Origin of the sequence: Filomicrobium insigne, assembly GCF_900104305.1 — a bacterium.
In the GTDB taxonomy this organism is placed as follows: Bacteria; Pseudomonadota; Alphaproteobacteria; order Rhizobiales; family Hyphomicrobiaceae; genus Filomicrobium; species Filomicrobium insigne.
The window spans coordinates 198,266-214,776 of sequence record NZ_FNJC01000004.1 but is presented as its reverse complement, the minus strand read 5'-3'; the positions used below and the strand labels follow the sequence as shown (position 1 = coordinate 214,776).

Below are 16,511 nucleotides of genomic sequence, written 5' to 3'. Positions count from 1 at the left end.
ATTATAGCCGCAACAGCTTATCCGCGGACGAACCCGGACCACCGTTATGACGAACTCTCTCCGCCACATCCTCCTCACCGCCCGCAAGTGGGGCGGCGCTGCCGTTATCAGCGCCATCGCCGCCAGTTCACAGGCGTTGGCGCAAAACGCTCCTTCCATGGAGCAGCCCAATGAATGGGGCGCAGGTATCAGCGTCGACCAACCAGATCCGGCCGATCAATCTTCGACAAACACAACGATCATCAAGCGCAGCGCACCGGCGCCGGCGGAAGCCTCGAACGACGAAAACGATGCTTTAGATAACGTCGCACAGGTCCGCTTCGTCGCGATGTTAACGGCCGACGGGCAGTACATCGACAAAGGCGTAACGTGGCGCATATTCGAAGACCCGGGCGACTGGCAAGTGTCTCCGAAACTGATTGAAACGCACCGCACCGCCAGACCGTCGCTTCAGCTCAAACCTGGAAAGTACATCGTAAACGCAGCCTTCGGTCGAGCGAATTTAACTCGGAATCTGACCTTCAAAGGAGGCGATACCGCCACTGAGAGGTTCATCATCAACGCAGGTGGACTGCGAGTTCAAGCGCGCGTCGCCGACAAAAACGCCACGGAAAATACTGTGTCCTTCGATATATATGAGGGCGAACGAAACCAGCTTGGCGAACGAAACCTCGTCATGAGCGGAGCAACACCCAACGTCATCATCCGTCTCAATGCCGGCATTTATCACATTATTTCGACGTACGGAGACAGCAACGCCGTTATCGCAACAGATGTGACCGTGGAGGCGGGAAAACTGACGGAAGCCACCCTATCCCACGCCGCAGCAAAGGTGACGCTAGGTCTGGTAACGCGTCCAGGCGGCGAAGCTCAGCCTGCCACACAATGGACGATCGCAACCCCGGAAGGCGAAGTCATCAAGCGCAGCGTCGGCGCTCTTCCAACCCATATCCTTGCGCCTGGAACCTATAAAGTTACGGCAAATCACGCCGGCCGTATCTTCGAGCAACAATTTCAGGTCGAAGATGGACAGATGGCGCGCATCGAAGTCCTGATGCAGTAACCGGAAAGCCGCTCTACCAGCTTACCCTAGGGCCCACAGCACCCTCTCAGAAGTCAGTCAGGACCCAATCTGTAGGGCAGCCATTCCGCTGCATGCGCGCATCCACGTCCACCTTCTCATCGGCCAACTCGGCAAGCTCAAAAAGGCTGCGCGCCATTTGCCAATGCTCACACGCCATGGTCAGATCCCCGGCACGGTGCGCAATATCGCCAAGCTCCAAACGTGCCCGGGCGTGGACCCCTGGATTGTTGGCTTGGCTTGCAAAAACGACTGATTGCCGCAAAGAAGCCGCTGCACCCGCTTCATCTCCTGCCTCCCGATCCAACAGAGCGAGGGAGAGATAAAGCGCTGCCAACGGCCCCGGATCACCGACGCGCTCAGCCGCGGCAATATCAGCTTGAACTTGGTTACGCTGAGGCGCGGCATGATCAACAGCTGCGCCGCCCACACCCGCCACATCGGACGCCTCGGGCTCAGACACGACAGCGTCTGTCCCTGCGGAAGCTGCGCCCGGCTTAGGAGCAAAGTCCGCAACCCGCTTAACTGTCTCCGCAACGGGCGAGGTCAACGGCGCGACAGCGTGTCGTTCGTGTGAATCAAAATCGATAGAAGCGTCCTTTCGTCCGCTCCAACCTGCCCATAGGGAGGTGAGCGCAATGATCGCCAATACGGCGAGCGGCGATGCGACAATTGCCCATCCGACGGGCCCGTCGATCGACACAAGAGGGTTCATCCCTCGTCTCCCAAACGCCTACCTCAACGGCATAGCATACATAAGACCGCCCTCTGCCCAGAGCTTGTTAAGTCCACGCTCCAAACGCAGAGGCGACCGGCTCCCGAGATTACGCTCAAACAATTCCCCGTAGTTTCCGACCTGCAGGATAGCTTGATAGGCCCAGTCCGCGTTAAGCCCCATCGCCTGGCCGAAATTGAAGTTCACCCCCAGCAAACGTCGCACGCTTGGGCGCGTACTGGAAAGCTTAGCTTCTGCGTTCTTGCTTGTAACGCCCAATTCTTCCGCGCGGATCAATGCCATTAAGGTCCAGCGCACGATACTGAACCATCTTTCATCTCCCTGTCGCACCGCTGGCCCAATCGGCTCCTTGGAAATGGAGTCTGGCAGGATCGCGTGCTCTTGTGGGACTGGAAACTTCATCCGAGCCGCAGCCAAGATGGACATTTCGCCAGCAATCGCGTTGCACGAACCAGAAAGGTAAGCGTTGACGACATCCGTCCAACTGCTTGAAGCAACGGGTTGATAGCGCATGCCGCGCATCTCGAAAAATTCAGCGACCTCTGCTTTCCCGCGAGCTCCTTCAAGCACACAGACGGATGCACCTGATAACTCAAGAGCGCTGAAGATATTTTGCGAGCGGCGCACCATAAACATGGTGCCGTCATGAAAGAGCGTATCGACAAAGCGTACACCCAGTTCCGTGTCCCGGCTCAGCGTAAAATCAGCACCGCCCGCCAGCACATCTATCTCCCCTCGGGACAACAGACGATAGCGCTCAGAATTGGAAACAGCCCAAAATTCGATGGCATCCTTCGAGCCCAGCGCCGCGGCAGCAAGCGCGCGACAGAAATCAACCTCTAACCCAGACCATCTGCCGCGGGCGTCGACTTGCGAAAATCCAACCACATCAGCGCGCACGCCGCAGACAACGTGACCACGCGCCTTGACGGCATCGAGCGTCGTCGCCGCGTTCACCACAGCGCCTGGCGAAGCCGCAAGCACTCCCAACGTCAAGGCCGCGTAAAAGGCGCGGGACAACTGAGCCAATACCCAACTTGTCAAATGCAAGTTCCCCAGAACATCACCGGCGCTACGACAGACGCGAACAGCACCTACCCGTGGCACGTGCACTCAAACGTCTCCGCATCCCCTCAATGCGCCCCCCGCGCACTAAGGTGAGCCGGTTCAAACTTCAATTCGGACCCTCGGGTGAAAATGCAGAATTGCTTCGCACCTCAAACCAAACGTCCCAAGCCCGCACCTCACGGGCTCTCCCCCGTCAACGTCTTCTACCGTTGCCCAGCTAAGGTCAAGCCTTGACCTTTGACGCGTGCTGGTTCACTGGCTGGACATACCTCATGATCGAAGAGCCCATGTCAAAACCAACCAAACCTGCATCCACGCGTCACAAATCGTCAACCGAGGCAGTACATTCCGGACGCGATCCATCTGCCAGCTACGGCTTTGTGAATCCGCCCGTGTATCGGGGCTCCACCGTGGTCTTTCCAACGCTGGATGCTTTGATGGCGCGCGATCAGCCTTACACCTACGGTCGCCGTGGCACGCCGACAGTGTCCGCACTTCAAGAGGCTATCTGCAAGCTTGAAGGCGGGGATGCGACCTTTCTTACCGCGTCGGGGCTTCAGGCTGTCACCACCAGTCTGTTGGCTTTTGTCGAAGCCGGTGACCACGTCCTTATAACGGATAGTGTCTACCAACCCACGCGCCATTTCTGTGACACGGTTCTGGCCCGCCTGGGAGTGACAACAACCTACTACGATCCGTGCATTGGATCCGACCTTGCTGCGCTCATCACCCCGCAGACCCGCGTCGTTTTCACGGAAAGCCCAGGATCGCAAACCTTCGAGGTTCAGGACATCCCGGCAATCTCCGAAATAGCGCGCACGCACAACCTTTGGCACGTAACCGACAACACCTGGGCGAGCCCACTCTATTTCGACGCGTTGGCCCACGGTGCGGACGTATCGATACAAGCCGCAACCAAATACATCGTCGGGCATGCCGACGCGATGCTCGGTGCGATAACCACCAATACACGCGCCAAGCCTCAAGTACTGCGCATGCACGGCGCGCTTGGCGTTTGCCCCGGTTCGGAAGAAACCTACCTTGGTCTGCGCGGCTTGCGCACACTCCCCTTGCGCCTCGAACGGCACTTTCGTTCGGCTCTTGAGATCGCCTCATGGCTGGAGGCACGCCCCGAGATCGAACGCGTTCTGCATCCAGGTCTCCCGAACGATCCCGGTCACGCGATTTGGAAACGCGATTTTACCGGTGCCTCCGGCCTCTTTTCCGCAGTGCTAAGCCCCGCACCTAGGGAAGCCGTGGCAGCCTTCGTTGATAGCCTCGAATTTTTCGGAATGGGGTATTCCTGGGGCGGCTATGAAAGCCTCATCCTTCCTTTCGACCCGAGATCGTATCGCACTGCTACGAAGTGGGAATATGATGGGCAGGCCCTGCGCTTCCACATTGGTCTGGAAGACGTCGACGATCTCAAAACCGATCTCGAAGCAGGCTTCGCGAGATTTAATGCGGCCCGACAGTCCTAGCTGCCCGAACAAGCCCTTCTCACAGATCATCCAACATCGTTTGCTCAACGAAGCATGCAACCGCTTGACCGGCGGAGAATTACTCTAGCAATTTAGACTATTACCCCAGACAACCGGTTCGCGGCAGCCGGGCGATCCGGGCACGAGAGATGGTTTTGAGGGATAGCTCATGACGGACCTCGCCAAGCCAGCCGGCCACTCCGCTGAAGCAGCGGGCCCCACATTAAAGCGGGTGATGGGGCCGTGGTTGCTCTTATTGTTCATCATTGGCGACATTCTCGGCACAGGCATCTATGCCCTTACAGGACAAATTGCCGAACACGTCGGCGGCGTTGTTTGGCTCCCGTTTCTCGTTGCCTTCGCCGTCGCGCTGCTCACCGCGTTTAGCTATCTCGAACTCGTCACGAAGTATCCGCGGGCGGCCGGGGCTGCACTATACGCTCACCGCGCATTCGGCATCCACTTCGTCACGTTTATCGTAGCCTTTGCCGTCACGTGCTCCGGCATAACCTCTGCATCGACAGCATCACGTGCTTTCGCCGCCAACCTCTCGAACGCATTTGGATTAGGCCTCGATCAGGGAGCCGGTATCACGCTAGTTGGGCTGGCATTTATGCTGGCTATCGCCCTCATCAACTTCCGTGGTGTGGGTGAGAGTTTAAAGGTCAATGTTGCACTGACAGTCATAGAACTCACAGGACTGCTCATCATCATCACAATCGGCTTGTGGGCGATCGGAGCGGGCCAGGGAGATGTCTCCCGTGCCATGGAGTTCAAAACCTCCGAAGACGGCAGCTTTATTTGGCCGGTAATCGCCGCCACCACGCTGGCATTCTTCGCCATGGTCGGTTTCGAAGATTCCGTCAACATGGCCGAGGAAACCAAGGACCCGAGCCACATATTTCCCAGAATTCTGCTGATGGGATTACTCCTCACAGCAATTATCTACGTCCTCGTATCCATATCTGCGATTACGCTCGTTCCACCCGAGCAACTAAGTCAGGGCGAGACACCGCTCTTGCAGGTCGTGCAAGCGGGAGCGCCCAGCTTTCCTATCGAGATCTTCGGTCTGATCACCATGTTCGCGGTCGCCAATACCGCGTTGATCAACATGATGATGGCGAGCCGCCTCATCTACGGCATGAGCCGGGAACACGTGTTGCCTCCCGTTCTGGGAAAAGTCCACGCAGAGCGCCGAACACCCTATGTCGCCATCGCCTTCACAACGCTACTGGCCTTCGCCCTTATTACGTTTGTCGGTGAAATACCAGCACTCGGCGGAACCACAGCACTCCTGCTTCTGTGTGTATTCACCGTCGTCAACGTAGCCGTACTAATCCTCCGCAAGGAGAACGTAGACCACCGACATTTCCGGGCTCCAACGATAGTGCCCATACTTGGCATGTTGTCCTGCGGCTTCCTCATCGGGCCGTGGACCGGTCGCAACCCAGATCAATACCTCATTGCCGCCGTTCTTATTGGCATTGGCATCGCACTGTGGTTCGTAACCGTATGGATCAACCGCACAATCGGGCTGCAACCGGAAATCTTGGAACCCGACGATATCGCGGAGTTAGGTCCGCGCAACTGAACCACCGCGTTCCTCCACGTCACAGCTTAATCCCACTGAAACGTGTCAGCCGGACATCGCAAGCCCTTTACGCGCTCTCATCACCTTTGATCACGCGTTCCATCCAATCCTCGGCCGTGATTTGTCCCTCTTTTTCAACCGCCGCAGTCTCAGCAGGACGCAACACGTCCTGGATCTCGTCGATCCGCTTCCATCCACACAGCGGGGTCTCAACGCCATCACGCGGCACATAACGCGAAGACTTCACCTTCTCGTAGCGATGCACGTAGCGTGGACAATTGGTCCAGATCTCGGAAATGGAAACGCGGACAGCCAGATCGGCTTCATTGAACATCTCCAGAAGCGGTCCGCTACGGACGAGCTCCGCCCGCCCCTGCAGACGCAAACGGTTCGGTTTGTCGAACGCAATAAACAGCATACCGATCTCTGGGTTCATGTTCAGATTGCCCATCGAATAATACATGCCGTTGCCGTCGTAGTTAGGAAAGACAACGGTCGTGGGATCAATCACCCTGACCAAACCAGGATCGCCCCCTTTGTAAGACACGGTAGGTCGTCCGCCGTGGTCAAGCGTTGACAGGAAAAACATGTCACGGCTTTCAATGAAAGCCTTCGTCAGATCGTCCATTTCTGTCCTGGCTGCAACCAGCTCAATACGGTCGGCCAATTGGCGGCTTTGGAATTCGTCTTGAAGCGCGCGATGCTGTGGCCCGAAAAGACGGCTCATTGGCGTTCTCTCCATCGTTTCCCGTTTTTTAAATTATGAAGGCTTTGCATTGCACCCTAACGCAGCAAATGCACGATGAATATACGTCGACGAAAAACTTGTCTCGGGACAGAATTCTCAGAGGAATGGAAGCAAGTGCCACCGGAACTTGCATATCATCCCGCGAGGCTCACCAAAGCCCCTATAACGCCGGCAAGGCTCTCGCCGACGATAAATCCAGCCGCGACAACAACGATGCGCCGCTTAGACCACTCGGGATAAAGCCGCGCAATAACGGCAGCGGCTGCAGCACCCAAAAACAACGAAAACGCATTCCATGCCGGGATAACAAATGCGAGTCCAATCGCGGAAGCGCTCGGGATAACGCGTTGCCAAGTTTCTGAGGCGAAAGCCTCGGCCACAGCGAGGCCAATACCGACAATCGCCGCAATGACAATCGCTGAAATCGCGCCAGGCGGCATCGCCTCAAGGCCTTCGCCGAGAACCTCCGCAACAGCCTTCCAAGTCGCGACCGCGGGCGCTGGCCACTCTGCCGTAATAAGTTGAGCCTGTGGATCTGGGATCAACACAAGGTATGTGAGCGCGGCCACAAACGCTCCGGCCAACACTCCAAAAATTTGAGCGACAATCTGAAATGAAGGTGTCGCCCCAATGAGTTGGCCCGTACGCAGATCATGCATGAGATCGGCGCATTGCCCCGCTGCCCCACCCGTGACGTTGGCTGTCATGAGGTTCGCTGTAACATTCCCTGGAGAAATCGCGCCGAACGTGAGCTGAGTGATCTTTCCCAGCGCCCCGATCGGCGTGATGGCGGTTTCCCCCGAAACGCGTGCCGCCACAACCGCCAAAACATAACTCAGAAGGACAGCAATGACGGCCTCGAACAAGCCGATGGAAAATATTGTGCTCTGGGCCGTCACCGACAATCCCAGCACCACAACAAACGCGGCCAACAATACACGCATATTGATCGGCCGTTCCTGGACCGCGAAATCGTCCATACGTTGCGCCCGCTGCTGCAAGGCCATCCGTATCATCGAGAGGCCGAATGCGGTCAGGGACGCTGTCACCATCAACGTCGCACCAGGCCACAAAAGCCACTCAACGAGCGGAGCAAACCACACCGCATCACCATCGGCAGGTTGGACCCAGCCGTAGCTCAGAGCCAACGGGGCGAGACCTCCCCACGCAATCACCGCACCGAGAAGCATCGAAACACCGATGCGAAGCCCGGCAATGGCGCCAAACCCCACCATCAACAGCGATGGGTCAAGCGCTAGGCCGAGGTTAGACGCCGAGACAGAAATGTTCCTGCCACTCTCCGTGGTCATCGTTGCTTGTAAGCCCGGCGCCAACGGACCAACATTCAGCCACGTAACAAGCAGCTTTAGGCTCGCGCTCAGAGCAGCAGTGAATGACAGCAATCGCAATCGGGCATGAGCTTCCTCTCCGCCCTTGTGAATCTCCCCCATCGTCTCGGCCGTAACGACACCGGAAGGAAACGGCAAACGTTCGCGCAAAAGAAGCTGATTGCGAAGCCCGGCAGCAACGACGATCCCAAGAAGGCTCACGACAATCAACCAGAAGCTAAGCACATAAAACGAGAGCGTCTGTCCCGTGAGAAGCGCGAGGGCAGGAATAGGAGCTGCGAGACCCGCAGCAATAATCGAAGCTGCAGCCGAAGCCGCCGTCTGGTTGATGTTATTTTCGCGAAGCCCCCACGGGCGTCCAAAACCGGACCGTTCAGCAGCGGTCCAAAATGCGAAACCAATCAACCCCGCAGCGACGGACATGTTGAATGTCCAGCCGATTTTCAAACCACTATAGACATTGCACGGCGTGAGAAGCGCGCCGATCACCATGCCAGTCATCACGGCTCGGACAGTCAATTCCGGCAGATATCGTGCCTCGACCGAATTTGGTGTCGCTACAGTGACGTCGCACCTTCCGCATCTAAGCGCTCACGCGCGCCCGTTGAGCACCGCAAACTGAGTACATCAAGTATCCGACCCAACATAAACCGCTAAACTTGGGCAACTGTTGCACGCCCTCGCCAATCACACCAGTTGGCGTCCCCGATCTTCGTGCGAGACGTAAGGTCAAACGCCCACCGCGAAGAAAACGGCGCGTTAACCGCTTCAAGCAATTACCGGAATAACTTGGTTGAAGCTATGGTGACAACGCGTTGTATGAACTACATCATTAGCACGTTCGTGAACCCTCCCCCGTTTCACGAACTCATTGCCCTGACCTTTTTTGTATTTTTCGGAGTTCATAAAATGAGGACATTTATCCTTGCGGCCACCCTAGCAGCTCTGACATTCCATCCTGTCTACGCTGAAGAAGACTGCGACAAAACCTGGAACGCATATGATTTGAACTCGGACGGTTATCTGAAAGGCGACGAAGCCAGGAAATTCAGAGACGATATGAATATTAGAGGTATCACTGTCGGTGATACAAAGGACGGCAGCATCTCCGCAAACCAATACGCGAAAGCCTGCGAAAGCGACTTCTGGGAAAAAATCTCAGAAGATACCCGTTGATGAGCGGTTGCAGGATACGGGCAACGAACGCCTGTTCACTGCCTTCCCTCACAACTCATTGCGCCCTGCGCTCAGAAGCGCAGGGTTCCCCCGTTTACGTCACTGCACGAACACGGAAACTGAGCAGGTTTTGTCGGACGTCAAGATGGCGGCGCGCTTGAGCCTAGCTGCAATCCGCAGGAAACTATGAGCGTCGTATGGTGGCCAGCCCCAATCCGATACCAATAAGCGTGGCGCCGACGAGATGGAAGGAAGCAAAACGCTCTCCAAGCAGAAGGATGGCGAGGCCGCTGCCGAAGATCGGCATGAGATGCACGAAGTGCCCGGCCATATTGGCGCCTGCCAACTCCACGCCGCGGTTGAAAAATAAGTAAGACAGGAAGCCGGGAAAAACCGCTACGTACGCAACGGCGAGGGAAGCTGCCCAAACAGGCTCTACCCGTGCAACCGTCAGGTGCTCGTAAACGTAAAGTGGCAGCAGCATGGCTGCCCCAATCGCAAATGTCGCCGCGAGAAAGCTCAGCGGATGGACGGCGGGGCGCTTACGCAGCAGCGCCGAATACATCGCGTAGGCGGCGACCGCCGCAAGCACCCACACATCGCCCGAATTGAGCGACAGAGCCGCTAGCGCGCCCCAATCTCCCCTTGCCGCGATAACTGCGACGCCGCAGATCGAAATCAATACGCCCAACGCCTGCCGGACGCTGGCCCGCTCTCCGTAAAGGAGAAATACGGCGGCCAGAATGATGACGGGCATCGCCGACTGCAGAAGCAACGCGTTGACGGCCGTCGTCGTCTGCAAACCAACGTAAACCAGCGTATTAAAGGCGGCGATACCGAAACCACCGAGCAGCAGCAGGATAGGCCAGTGCTTCTTGAGCATAGGCCAGTCGCGTCGAATTTGTGGCGCGCCAACAGCGACGACAAGTATAAGCCCAAGCGTCCAACGCCAGAATGCAAGAGCAATAGGCGGCACGATGCCGGTAGTCGCCCGACCGACGATGAAATTTCCGGACCAAAAGAGCACGGCAAGGGCCAACAGAATATACGGCGAGTGCCAAACGCGAGAGATCGCGAACTTGACGACATCATAAAACTTGCGAGCAGGCGGGCCCGCAGGCTCAGGATACGACATAGCAATCAACCAAAGAATAGGAGGAGGAGCATGGTGGATTTGCGCACCCAACGTCAGGTCAGAGGCGCGTTCGAATATGCGGCGTACAGAGAGACACCCGTGCGGTAACTCGCAACGCGAGAACTCCGCGCTGAATTCTATCATCCACCTTCGTTAGCATAAATAAGGCTGACCTGTTCTGAGTTCACGGACACCAATTCTCTACGACATTTATGAGGTGTAGCGCGACGGCATAGCCCGCGCACCTGCCACAGGCCGATTGACACTCTGCAGACACAAAATCCACTGAGACCCGTGTGTAAACGCGCGCCGTTCCGCTTTAAAAGGGAACATATTCATTACTCCTCAGTTCAAGTTAGTTATATATTGGCTGCCGGTGGAGGCTAAGCCATGCCTGAACTGGTTCTGTTAGACATATTGGGAGCGTGCGCCCTGCTGATATGGGGCGTCCGAATGGTGCGGACCGGAATTTCGCGAGCGTTTGGAGCGAGGCTTCACCATGGGCTTGCCCGTAGCACGGGTAACACCGTGTTTGCGTTTGCAACAGGACTTGCCACGACCTTTGCGATGCAGAGCAGTACAGCGACTGCAATGATTGTCGCTGCCTTTGCAGGCAAGGAACTCATCACCACGGCGATGGCTCAAGCAGTAATGCTCGGCGCTAATGTAAGCACGAGCATCGCCGCAAAGATTTTAGCTTTAAATCTTCACTGGCTTGCGTCCGTACTGCTCATAATCGGGGTTACCGCCTTCCTTTCAACGGATAATTCGCGCCGCCGGGCGCTCGGACGTACTGCGATCGGTTTGGGCCTAATGTTGCTGTCCCTCCGACTACTTGCCAGCGCGACTGAGCCGATGGGTCATTCCCCGGCTCTGGCTTTGGTTATGTCACTACTTGAGCGCGCGCCCTTCCTCGCGCTCGTTCTGGGCGCAGCAATTGCTGCCATCTTCGCTTCAAGTCTCGCGACAGTGCTTGTGCTGATGTCCTTGAATGCGACTGGGGTGCTGTCTACGGACCTGGCAGCCTGGATGGTACTCGGTGCAAACGTTGGCGGCGCGTTGCCTCCCTTCCTGACATCGCTCCCTCTCGGGCCAGCGGCACAACGGGTGACACTCGGCAATCTTTTGGTGCGCGGCATGGGAGGCCTCGCAATGCTGCCGTTTATTCATCCGCTCTTGTCGTGGCTTAACCCGATTTCCGGCTCTGCTGGCCAAGCCATCATAAATTTCCATGTCATCTTCAATTTGCTCCTCGCTGTCGTGACACTACCTCTCGTGCAGTTGATTGGCCGCGGACTCGCTTGGCTCCTCCCAGTCGATCCGACAGAGACAAGCACCGCTCGGCACCTTGATAACGCGTCACTATCGGTGCCTCCTTTGGCCCTGGCGTGCGCGGCACAAGAGGCTCTGACTGTCGCGGAGATGATCGAAGCTATGCTTCAAACTGGCCTGAAGGCCTTCAACTCAGGCGATGAGAACCGCAGAGCTGAAATGGTCAAAATGGATGATCAAATCGACCAACTGCAAAATGAGATAAAGCTTTACTTGGCTCGGCTCGGTCGTGAGGAATTGACGGACGAAGAAGAACGGAAGCGCTACGAGATTTCGCTGTTCGTAATAAACATGGAGCACATCGGCGATATCGTAAGCACCAATATCGCGCACGCGATCCGCCGCAAAAACAAAAGGCGTCTCACATTGTCGGACGAAGGGCTCGACGAAATTTCAAACCTCTATGGATTGGTCATCGAGGAACTGAAGTTAGCGCGCGGTCTTCTCGTCTCCTCAGACCGTTCGATAGCGCAGAAACTTCGAGACGTTGACGTGGAGGTGAAGCAATACAGTCGCTTCTCCGAAAGCTCCCATCTCGAACGTCTACGCGAAGGCCGCACCGAAAGCGTTCGGACGAGCTCCTTGCATCTAGACCTCCTCAGAGACCTAAAGCGCATTAGCGCTCATCTGACCTCGGTCACCCACGGTCACTAAGGCGTAGTTAGGTTGCCAAAAAGGGTAGCGTCTCAGTCAACGGCTCTGCGCACGGGCATATCGGCGACCGTATGTCCGGCAAGAACCGATGACGCCAGGGCTTGTCGAAGGCGCAAGGGCTGAGTGGGTTTGTAGAGAAGTTTGTAGCCGTTTCGTTCGGCCTCTTGCTCCAGGAGTCGGCTTGAGACTCCAGACAGAATGATCGCCGGAATACGGAGACCCAGTTCATCCTCCATTTTGCGTAACAAATTCACTCCGGTGTCATCATTCTGTAGCAGGTAATCGACGATGATCGCCTGTAGTGGATCACCTGCTGCAAGGATGGCCAATGCGTCGTCCGATGTTTGAGCGGTGATGACCGTGCATCCCCAATCTTCCAACGTCGATTGGACTGCCTTGAGAGCAAGAACGTCGTCATCGACGACGAGCACCAAAGCTCCAGCCACATCAAGATGTTTATTTGCCGTCGGGTTTTGACGGGCCGGAGGCGTGCCGGCCGCGCGCGGAAGCGTGATGGAAAATCGCGTGTGCTTGTTGGGTACTGAAGCAACGTGCACGGCATGATTGAGGAGCCTGGCGGTGTGTTCCACGATTGAAAGTCCAAGGCCCAGTCCGGAGCCGAAACCAACTCCACCCCTATGGTCCGGCTTGTTGGCGCCTCGGTAGAACTCTTCGAAAATGTGCACGATCTCGGATTGAGGAATGCCTATTCCGGTATCCCAGATCTGTATCTCGACGGAATCACCTCGCGAACGACACCCGATCAGGACGCGCCCCTCTTTCGTGTTCTTGATCGCGTTGGAAAGCAAATTGCTGAGTATGCGATAAAGGAGAGCTGGATCGCTCCTCACCAGGAGCGTCGAACGGATCGATTTAAGATCTACGCCCTTTTCCGCGGCGAGCCCCTCGAATTCACGTTGTAGACGGTCGAGCAATCGCGAGACGGGAAATTCTTCGGTCTCCGGTTTGATGACGCCAGATGCCAACTTTGAAACATCGAGAATATTTTCAAACATTTCGCAAAGCGTCTCGACGCAAGCATTGACGTTGATGACCGTCTGCTTGGCTTTGGGCGATTCAACCTGTTGCACCAAGTTCGAGACAAATAGGGTCATCGCATGCACCGGCTGGCGAAGATCATGACTCGCGGCGGCAAGAAAACGCGACTTCGACGCATTCGCCGCTTCCGCCTCCTCTTTAGCTCGAACGAGTTCAGCCTGAGCGCGCTCGCGTTCGACAAGCTCGCGCTGCAGCTGCTCGGTGCGCCTCTCCACACGCGCCTCAAGTTGTTCGTTGGTCCGGTCGCGTTCCGCCAGAGAGGCCCTCAGGTTTCCGGTTAAAAGATTTAAGATATCCCCCAACCGTCCAAGCTCATCCTGACTACGCAAATGCACGCGCGCAGTCAGATCTCCCGAGACTTGTTTCTCGGCAACAGCGATCAAATGTCGGACGGGGCGCACGACCGTCATGAACATGAAAATAAATGTGACAATGACGGAAGCGGCCGCAGCAATGGCTGCAATTGAAAGAATACTGGCACGCGCACCCCAGAACGGGCCGAAAAGCGCAAGATCGTTCGTCACGAGTTCAATACGATATGGCGCCCCCCCGGCAACAGCACGTTCTGTGTAAGCGGTATGAGCGCCCTCATCCGCGGGGAAAGCGCTGACGTCATCCGTCCACATGAAGGATTTGCCGCTTTGATATAGCGCGGCAGACGTGTGGTTGGCAGGAGCGAAGGACTGCAGGAATTGCGGTGACAGTCGTTGACCTACGACAACGACACCTGTTGCCCCACTCACGCCCTGCGTGACACGGATCGCGACAAGCGCCAATCCGTCCTTATATGGCGCTATACCTGAAACCGTCTTGGGCTCTTCACTGGCCATACCCGCTACGATCTCACGGACGATAGGCGCAAATTCATCATAGTCGCCAAAGTAACTCGGTGACTGTGCGCGGGCGAACGCACGACCGTCGAGATCGTAGAGGTTGATGATGTCGATGCTGGAATGACCGAGAAAATTCATGATCGTGTTCAGCGGGTTGTACTGATCTCCGATCAACAGGCCATTTTGCACACTTGGGTTGTTCGCCAGTAACTTCGCGACATCCAGCAGCTTGGAGCGGTTCCCTTCATAGAGTGTGCGTACGCGCCAAGTCAGCTCTGCTTTCTTCTGAGCGACGCTTGATTGATAAACCTTGTACTCCTCGTTGAGGATCAGTCCCCCCAGGGTGGCAGCGAGAAGAGTGAGCCCCGTTATGGGCGCGAGCACCTTAGCGGCAAGACCGATTGCTGGCTTGCGCCGTCTCACCGAAGCTTGGCCGGTCGGGCTTCGCAAATATGAAGCTTCCATCGGTGAATTCAGCATCTCACGCTCTACTTCTCCTCACCAATCAAGCCAGGCGCTCTTGCTACAAGCTGAACGACATCGCGGACGGGATCGTAATAGGAGTCGTCCTTGACAACGTATCCCGCAGCCGGGAGCCCTCGGAAAAGTACTTCATTTGCCACGAGCAACGCGTTGCGAATCTTGTTCTGCATTGCCTCTGGCACAGTCGTGTTGGCGGCAATTCCAAGATTGGGGATCGTTCCTGTCTTGGCCACGATCTTGAAGATCGGACCGTGCTTGCTGATGGCCTGCTTAAGATTGTAGTCCCACGTGGCGCCGGCATCGATGCTGCCGCTGGCAACGGCATCGGTGACTCTCGGCTGGCTGCCCAGAAAGTACACCCGGCTAAAGAAGGCCTTATAGTCGATGCCGTGGCGGATGAAGTAGGCCACCGGATAGACATATCCGCTCGTCGATTGCTTCCGGACAAACCCGAAGCGGCTGCCCCGTAAAGACTCCAGACCCGTTATGTCATCTCGATCAGAGCGCGTGATAATAAACCCTTCATATGACGGGCTCTTTTTCTGGTTTCCGAAGTCCCAACTGAGTTCAGTCACAAGCATCGCGACACGCGGGTTTCGCTGCTTAGCTAGGACAAAGGGCACTGGTGATATTGCCGCGAGATCAATGGATTCATTGGCCAGAAGCTCAATGGTCTCGCCATAGCCAGCAGCACCGACGATCACGAATTCAGCACCTACCCTTTGCCCAAGCCATTCAAGCAATGGCTTGTAAAGCACACGAATATCGTCGTTGGACTGACCATGCTGCCATGGTGTAACGCCGAACCGATAATGAGGCAGACCAGAGATATCGCCGGCGCTAACCACATCGATCTGCGCAAACAGAAGCAGTATCCCGAAAAAATGCTTCAGTTTGCGTATCCAGCCACGTGGAATACGACCAAACGGAACACCTTCAGCGACATCGCCTCTTTGCATGGGCCTACGCCCCATCACCAGTTTTCAAAATGGGAGCGTGCATCACTCATTTGCTTTCCGATCCATGCGGAGCCGCGTTGAGTTGATGAGCGACGAGGGCGGCCTGCGTTCTGTTTTCCGTCCCAAGACATTTCAATATAGCCGCGACGTGCAGCTTTACGGTTCCCTCGGTCATCCCGAGCGAACGAGCAATGAGCTTATTGGATTTTCCGGTTCCGATCTCGGCCAACACATCTCGCTGTCTGCTGGTGAGCAGCGCAATACGAGCGTCTTCTGAATCGGGCTTAATCGCTGGAGGATCGGATTGGTTGGTTGGGCGTCCGTCATTGCGCGGCTGAATGCAGACCCGTCCTGTCAGGATGAGCCTGATGGCGCTAAGCATCTCATCCTTCTTCATCGATTTTGGGATGTAACCGTAACACCCTGCCTTCATCGCGCGCTCGGCATCCACTCGCGAGTCGGACCCGGAAATAACGATGACAGGGGTAGTTGGACGGCAAACGTGGAGCTTCTCGACGACCGAATGCCAATCACCGCTCCCCATGTACAGGTCGAGCAAAATCAGATCGAGATCAACGTTGATGGTCGAGACACAGTCGATCACTTCGTCGAACGTTTCGGCCTGAAAAATACGGATATTCGGTCCAAGGCCATCCAATATAGAGGCAAGGGCCTCACGGTAGAGAGGATGATCGTCGGCAACGAGGATGTTCATGGCGTAGAGCCCCTGGAATCTGCACAGGCAGCGATGTACTCCAGAAGATAAGAGATCATATCGGACACGTGCGCCCCCGCAATGCGGGCCTTAGTGCGCGCCAAGCTTAAG

13 protein-coding genes are annotated in these 16,511 nt (G+C 56.2%); 5 read left to right on the top strand and 8 right to left on the bottom strand.

Annotated features, from left to right (window positions below):
- Positions 1-46 precede the first annotated feature (46 nt).
- Positions 47-1,063, top strand: a complete 1,017-nt coding sequence (locus BLS30_RS14675) for a hypothetical protein (protein WP_052744011.1) — start codon at positions 47-49, stop codon at positions 1,061-1,063.
- A gap of 46 nt (positions 1,064-1,109) precedes the next feature.
- On the opposite strand, the gene BLS30_RS14670 is transcribed toward BLS30_RS14675, so the two are convergent.
- Entirely contained in the window at positions 1,110-1,796 is a 687-nt protein-coding gene (locus tag BLS30_RS14670; protein ID WP_090229877.1) for a hypothetical protein, read from the bottom strand.
- Between the two features lie 18 nt (positions 1,797-1,814).
- Positions 1,815-2,861 carry an amino acid ABC transporter substrate-binding protein gene (locus BLS30_RS14665; protein ID WP_244512456.1) on the bottom strand — a complete coding sequence of 349 codons (1,047 nt, stop codon included), beginning with the start codon at positions 2,859-2,861 and terminating at the stop codon, positions 1,815-1,817.
- A 311-nt stretch (positions 2,862-3,172) separates the two neighbouring features.
- Between BLS30_RS14665 and metC the strand changes: the two genes are divergently transcribed.
- The gene (gene metC, locus BLS30_RS14660; protein ID WP_090230284.1) at positions 3,173-4,366 is read left to right on the top strand and encodes a cystathionine beta-lyase; all 1,194 of its coding nucleotides are present in this window, start codon (positions 3,173-3,175) and stop codon (positions 4,364-4,366) included.
- 169 nt (positions 4,367-4,535) lie between these two features.
- A complete protein-coding gene (locus BLS30_RS14655) occupies positions 4,536-5,957 on the top strand; it encodes an APC family permease (RefSeq protein ID WP_244512454.1) in 1,422 nt (473 codons plus the stop codon).
- A 67-nt stretch (positions 5,958-6,024) separates the two neighbouring features.
- On the opposite strand, the gene BLS30_RS14650 is transcribed toward BLS30_RS14655, so the two are convergent.
- Together BLS30_RS14650 and BLS30_RS14645 are read right to left on the bottom strand one after the other, a co-directional pair.
- The gene (locus BLS30_RS14650) at positions 6,025-6,684 is read right to left on the bottom strand and encodes a pyridoxamine 5'-phosphate oxidase family protein (protein WP_090229874.1); all 660 of its coding nucleotides are present in this window, start codon (positions 6,682-6,684) and stop codon (positions 6,025-6,027) included.
- 155 nt (positions 6,685-6,839) lie between these two features.
- On the bottom strand, positions 6,840-8,573 hold the full coding sequence (locus BLS30_RS14645) for an OPT family oligopeptide transporter (protein WP_280140643.1): 1,734 nt from the start codon (positions 8,571-8,573) through the stop codon (positions 6,840-6,842).
- Positions 8,574-8,963: 390 nt separating this feature from the next.
- Here BLS30_RS14645 and BLS30_RS14640 point away from each other — a divergent pair, with 390 nt between their 5' ends.
- Positions 8,964-9,230 carry a hypothetical protein gene (locus BLS30_RS14640; protein WP_152024988.1) on the top strand — a complete coding sequence of 89 codons (267 nt, stop codon included), beginning with the start codon at positions 8,964-8,966 and terminating at the stop codon, positions 9,228-9,230.
- A 184-nt stretch (positions 9,231-9,414) separates the two neighbouring features.
- Here BLS30_RS14640 and BLS30_RS14635 read toward each other — a convergent pair whose 3' ends face one another.
- Positions 9,415-10,509: a DMT family transporter gene (locus BLS30_RS14635; protein ID WP_197540858.1), complete on the bottom strand. Its 1,095-nt coding sequence runs from the start codon at positions 10,507-10,509 to the stop codon at positions 9,415-9,417.
- Positions 10,510-10,755: 246 nt separating this feature from the next.
- On the opposite strand from BLS30_RS14635, the gene BLS30_RS14630 reads away from it, so the two are divergent.
- Positions 10,756-12,351 (top strand): Na/Pi cotransporter family protein, encoded by a 1,596-nt coding sequence (locus BLS30_RS14630; RefSeq protein WP_090229869.1) that lies wholly within the window; start codon positions 10,756-10,758, stop codon positions 12,349-12,351.
- 32 nt (positions 12,352-12,383) lie between these two features.
- Here the strand turns inward: BLS30_RS14630 and BLS30_RS14625 are convergent, their stop codons facing one another.
- From BLS30_RS14625 to BLS30_RS14615, 3 genes are read right to left on the bottom strand one after another with little or no spacing between them, the layout of a single operon-like run.
- A complete protein-coding gene (locus tag BLS30_RS14625) occupies positions 12,384-14,723 on the bottom strand; it encodes an ATP-binding protein (RefSeq protein ID WP_090229866.1) in 2,340 nt (779 codons plus the stop codon).
- A gap of 8 nt (positions 14,724-14,731) precedes the next feature.
- Entirely contained in the window at positions 14,732-15,685 is a 954-nt protein-coding gene (locus BLS30_RS14620) for a phosphate/phosphite/phosphonate ABC transporter substrate-binding protein (protein ID WP_170832487.1), read from the bottom strand.
- Between the two features lie 46 nt (positions 15,686-15,731).
- Positions 15,732-16,400 carry a response regulator gene (locus BLS30_RS14615; RefSeq protein ID WP_046478326.1) on the bottom strand — a complete coding sequence of 223 codons (669 nt, stop codon included), beginning with the start codon at positions 16,398-16,400 and terminating at the stop codon, positions 15,732-15,734.
- Positions 16,401-16,511 lie beyond the last annotated feature (111 nt).

Coding starts and splice junctions, on each gene's coding strand:
- BLS30_RS14675 (WP_052744011.1), top strand. CDS start 47: ATGACGAACTCTCTCCGCCACATCCTCCTCACCGCCCGCAAGTGGGGC.
- BLS30_RS14670 (WP_090229877.1), bottom strand. CDS start 1,796: ATGAACCCTCTTGTGTCGATCGACGGGCCCGTCGGATGGGCAATTGTC.
- metC (WP_090230284.1), top strand. CDS start 3,173: ATGTCAAAACCAACCAAACCTGCATCCACGCGTCACAAATCGTCAACC.
- BLS30_RS14655 (WP_244512454.1), top strand. CDS start 4,536: ATGACGGACCTCGCCAAGCCAGCCGGCCACTCCGCTGAAGCAGCGGGC.
- BLS30_RS14650 (WP_090229874.1), bottom strand. CDS start 6,684: ATGAGCCGTCTTTTCGGGCCACAGCATCGCGCGCTTCAAGACGAATTC.
- BLS30_RS14640 (WP_152024988.1), top strand. CDS start 8,964: ATGAGGACATTTATCCTTGCGGCCACCCTAGCAGCTCTGACATTCCAT.
- BLS30_RS14635 (WP_197540858.1), bottom strand. CDS start 10,509: ATGATAGAATTCAGCGCGGAGTTCTCGCGTTGCGAGTTACCGCACGGG.
- BLS30_RS14630 (WP_090229869.1), top strand. CDS start 10,756: ATGCCTGAACTGGTTCTGTTAGACATATTGGGAGCGTGCGCCCTGCTG.
- BLS30_RS14625 (WP_090229866.1), bottom strand. CDS start 14,723: ATGCTGAATTCACCGATGGAAGCTTCATATTTGCGAAGCCCGACCGGC.
- BLS30_RS14620 (WP_170832487.1), bottom strand. CDS start 15,685: ATGCAAAGAGGCGATGTCGCTGAAGGTGTTCCGTTTGGTCGTATTCCA.
- BLS30_RS14615 (WP_046478326.1), bottom strand. CDS start 16,400: ATGAACATCCTCGTTGCCGACGATCATCCTCTCTACCGTGAGGCCCTT.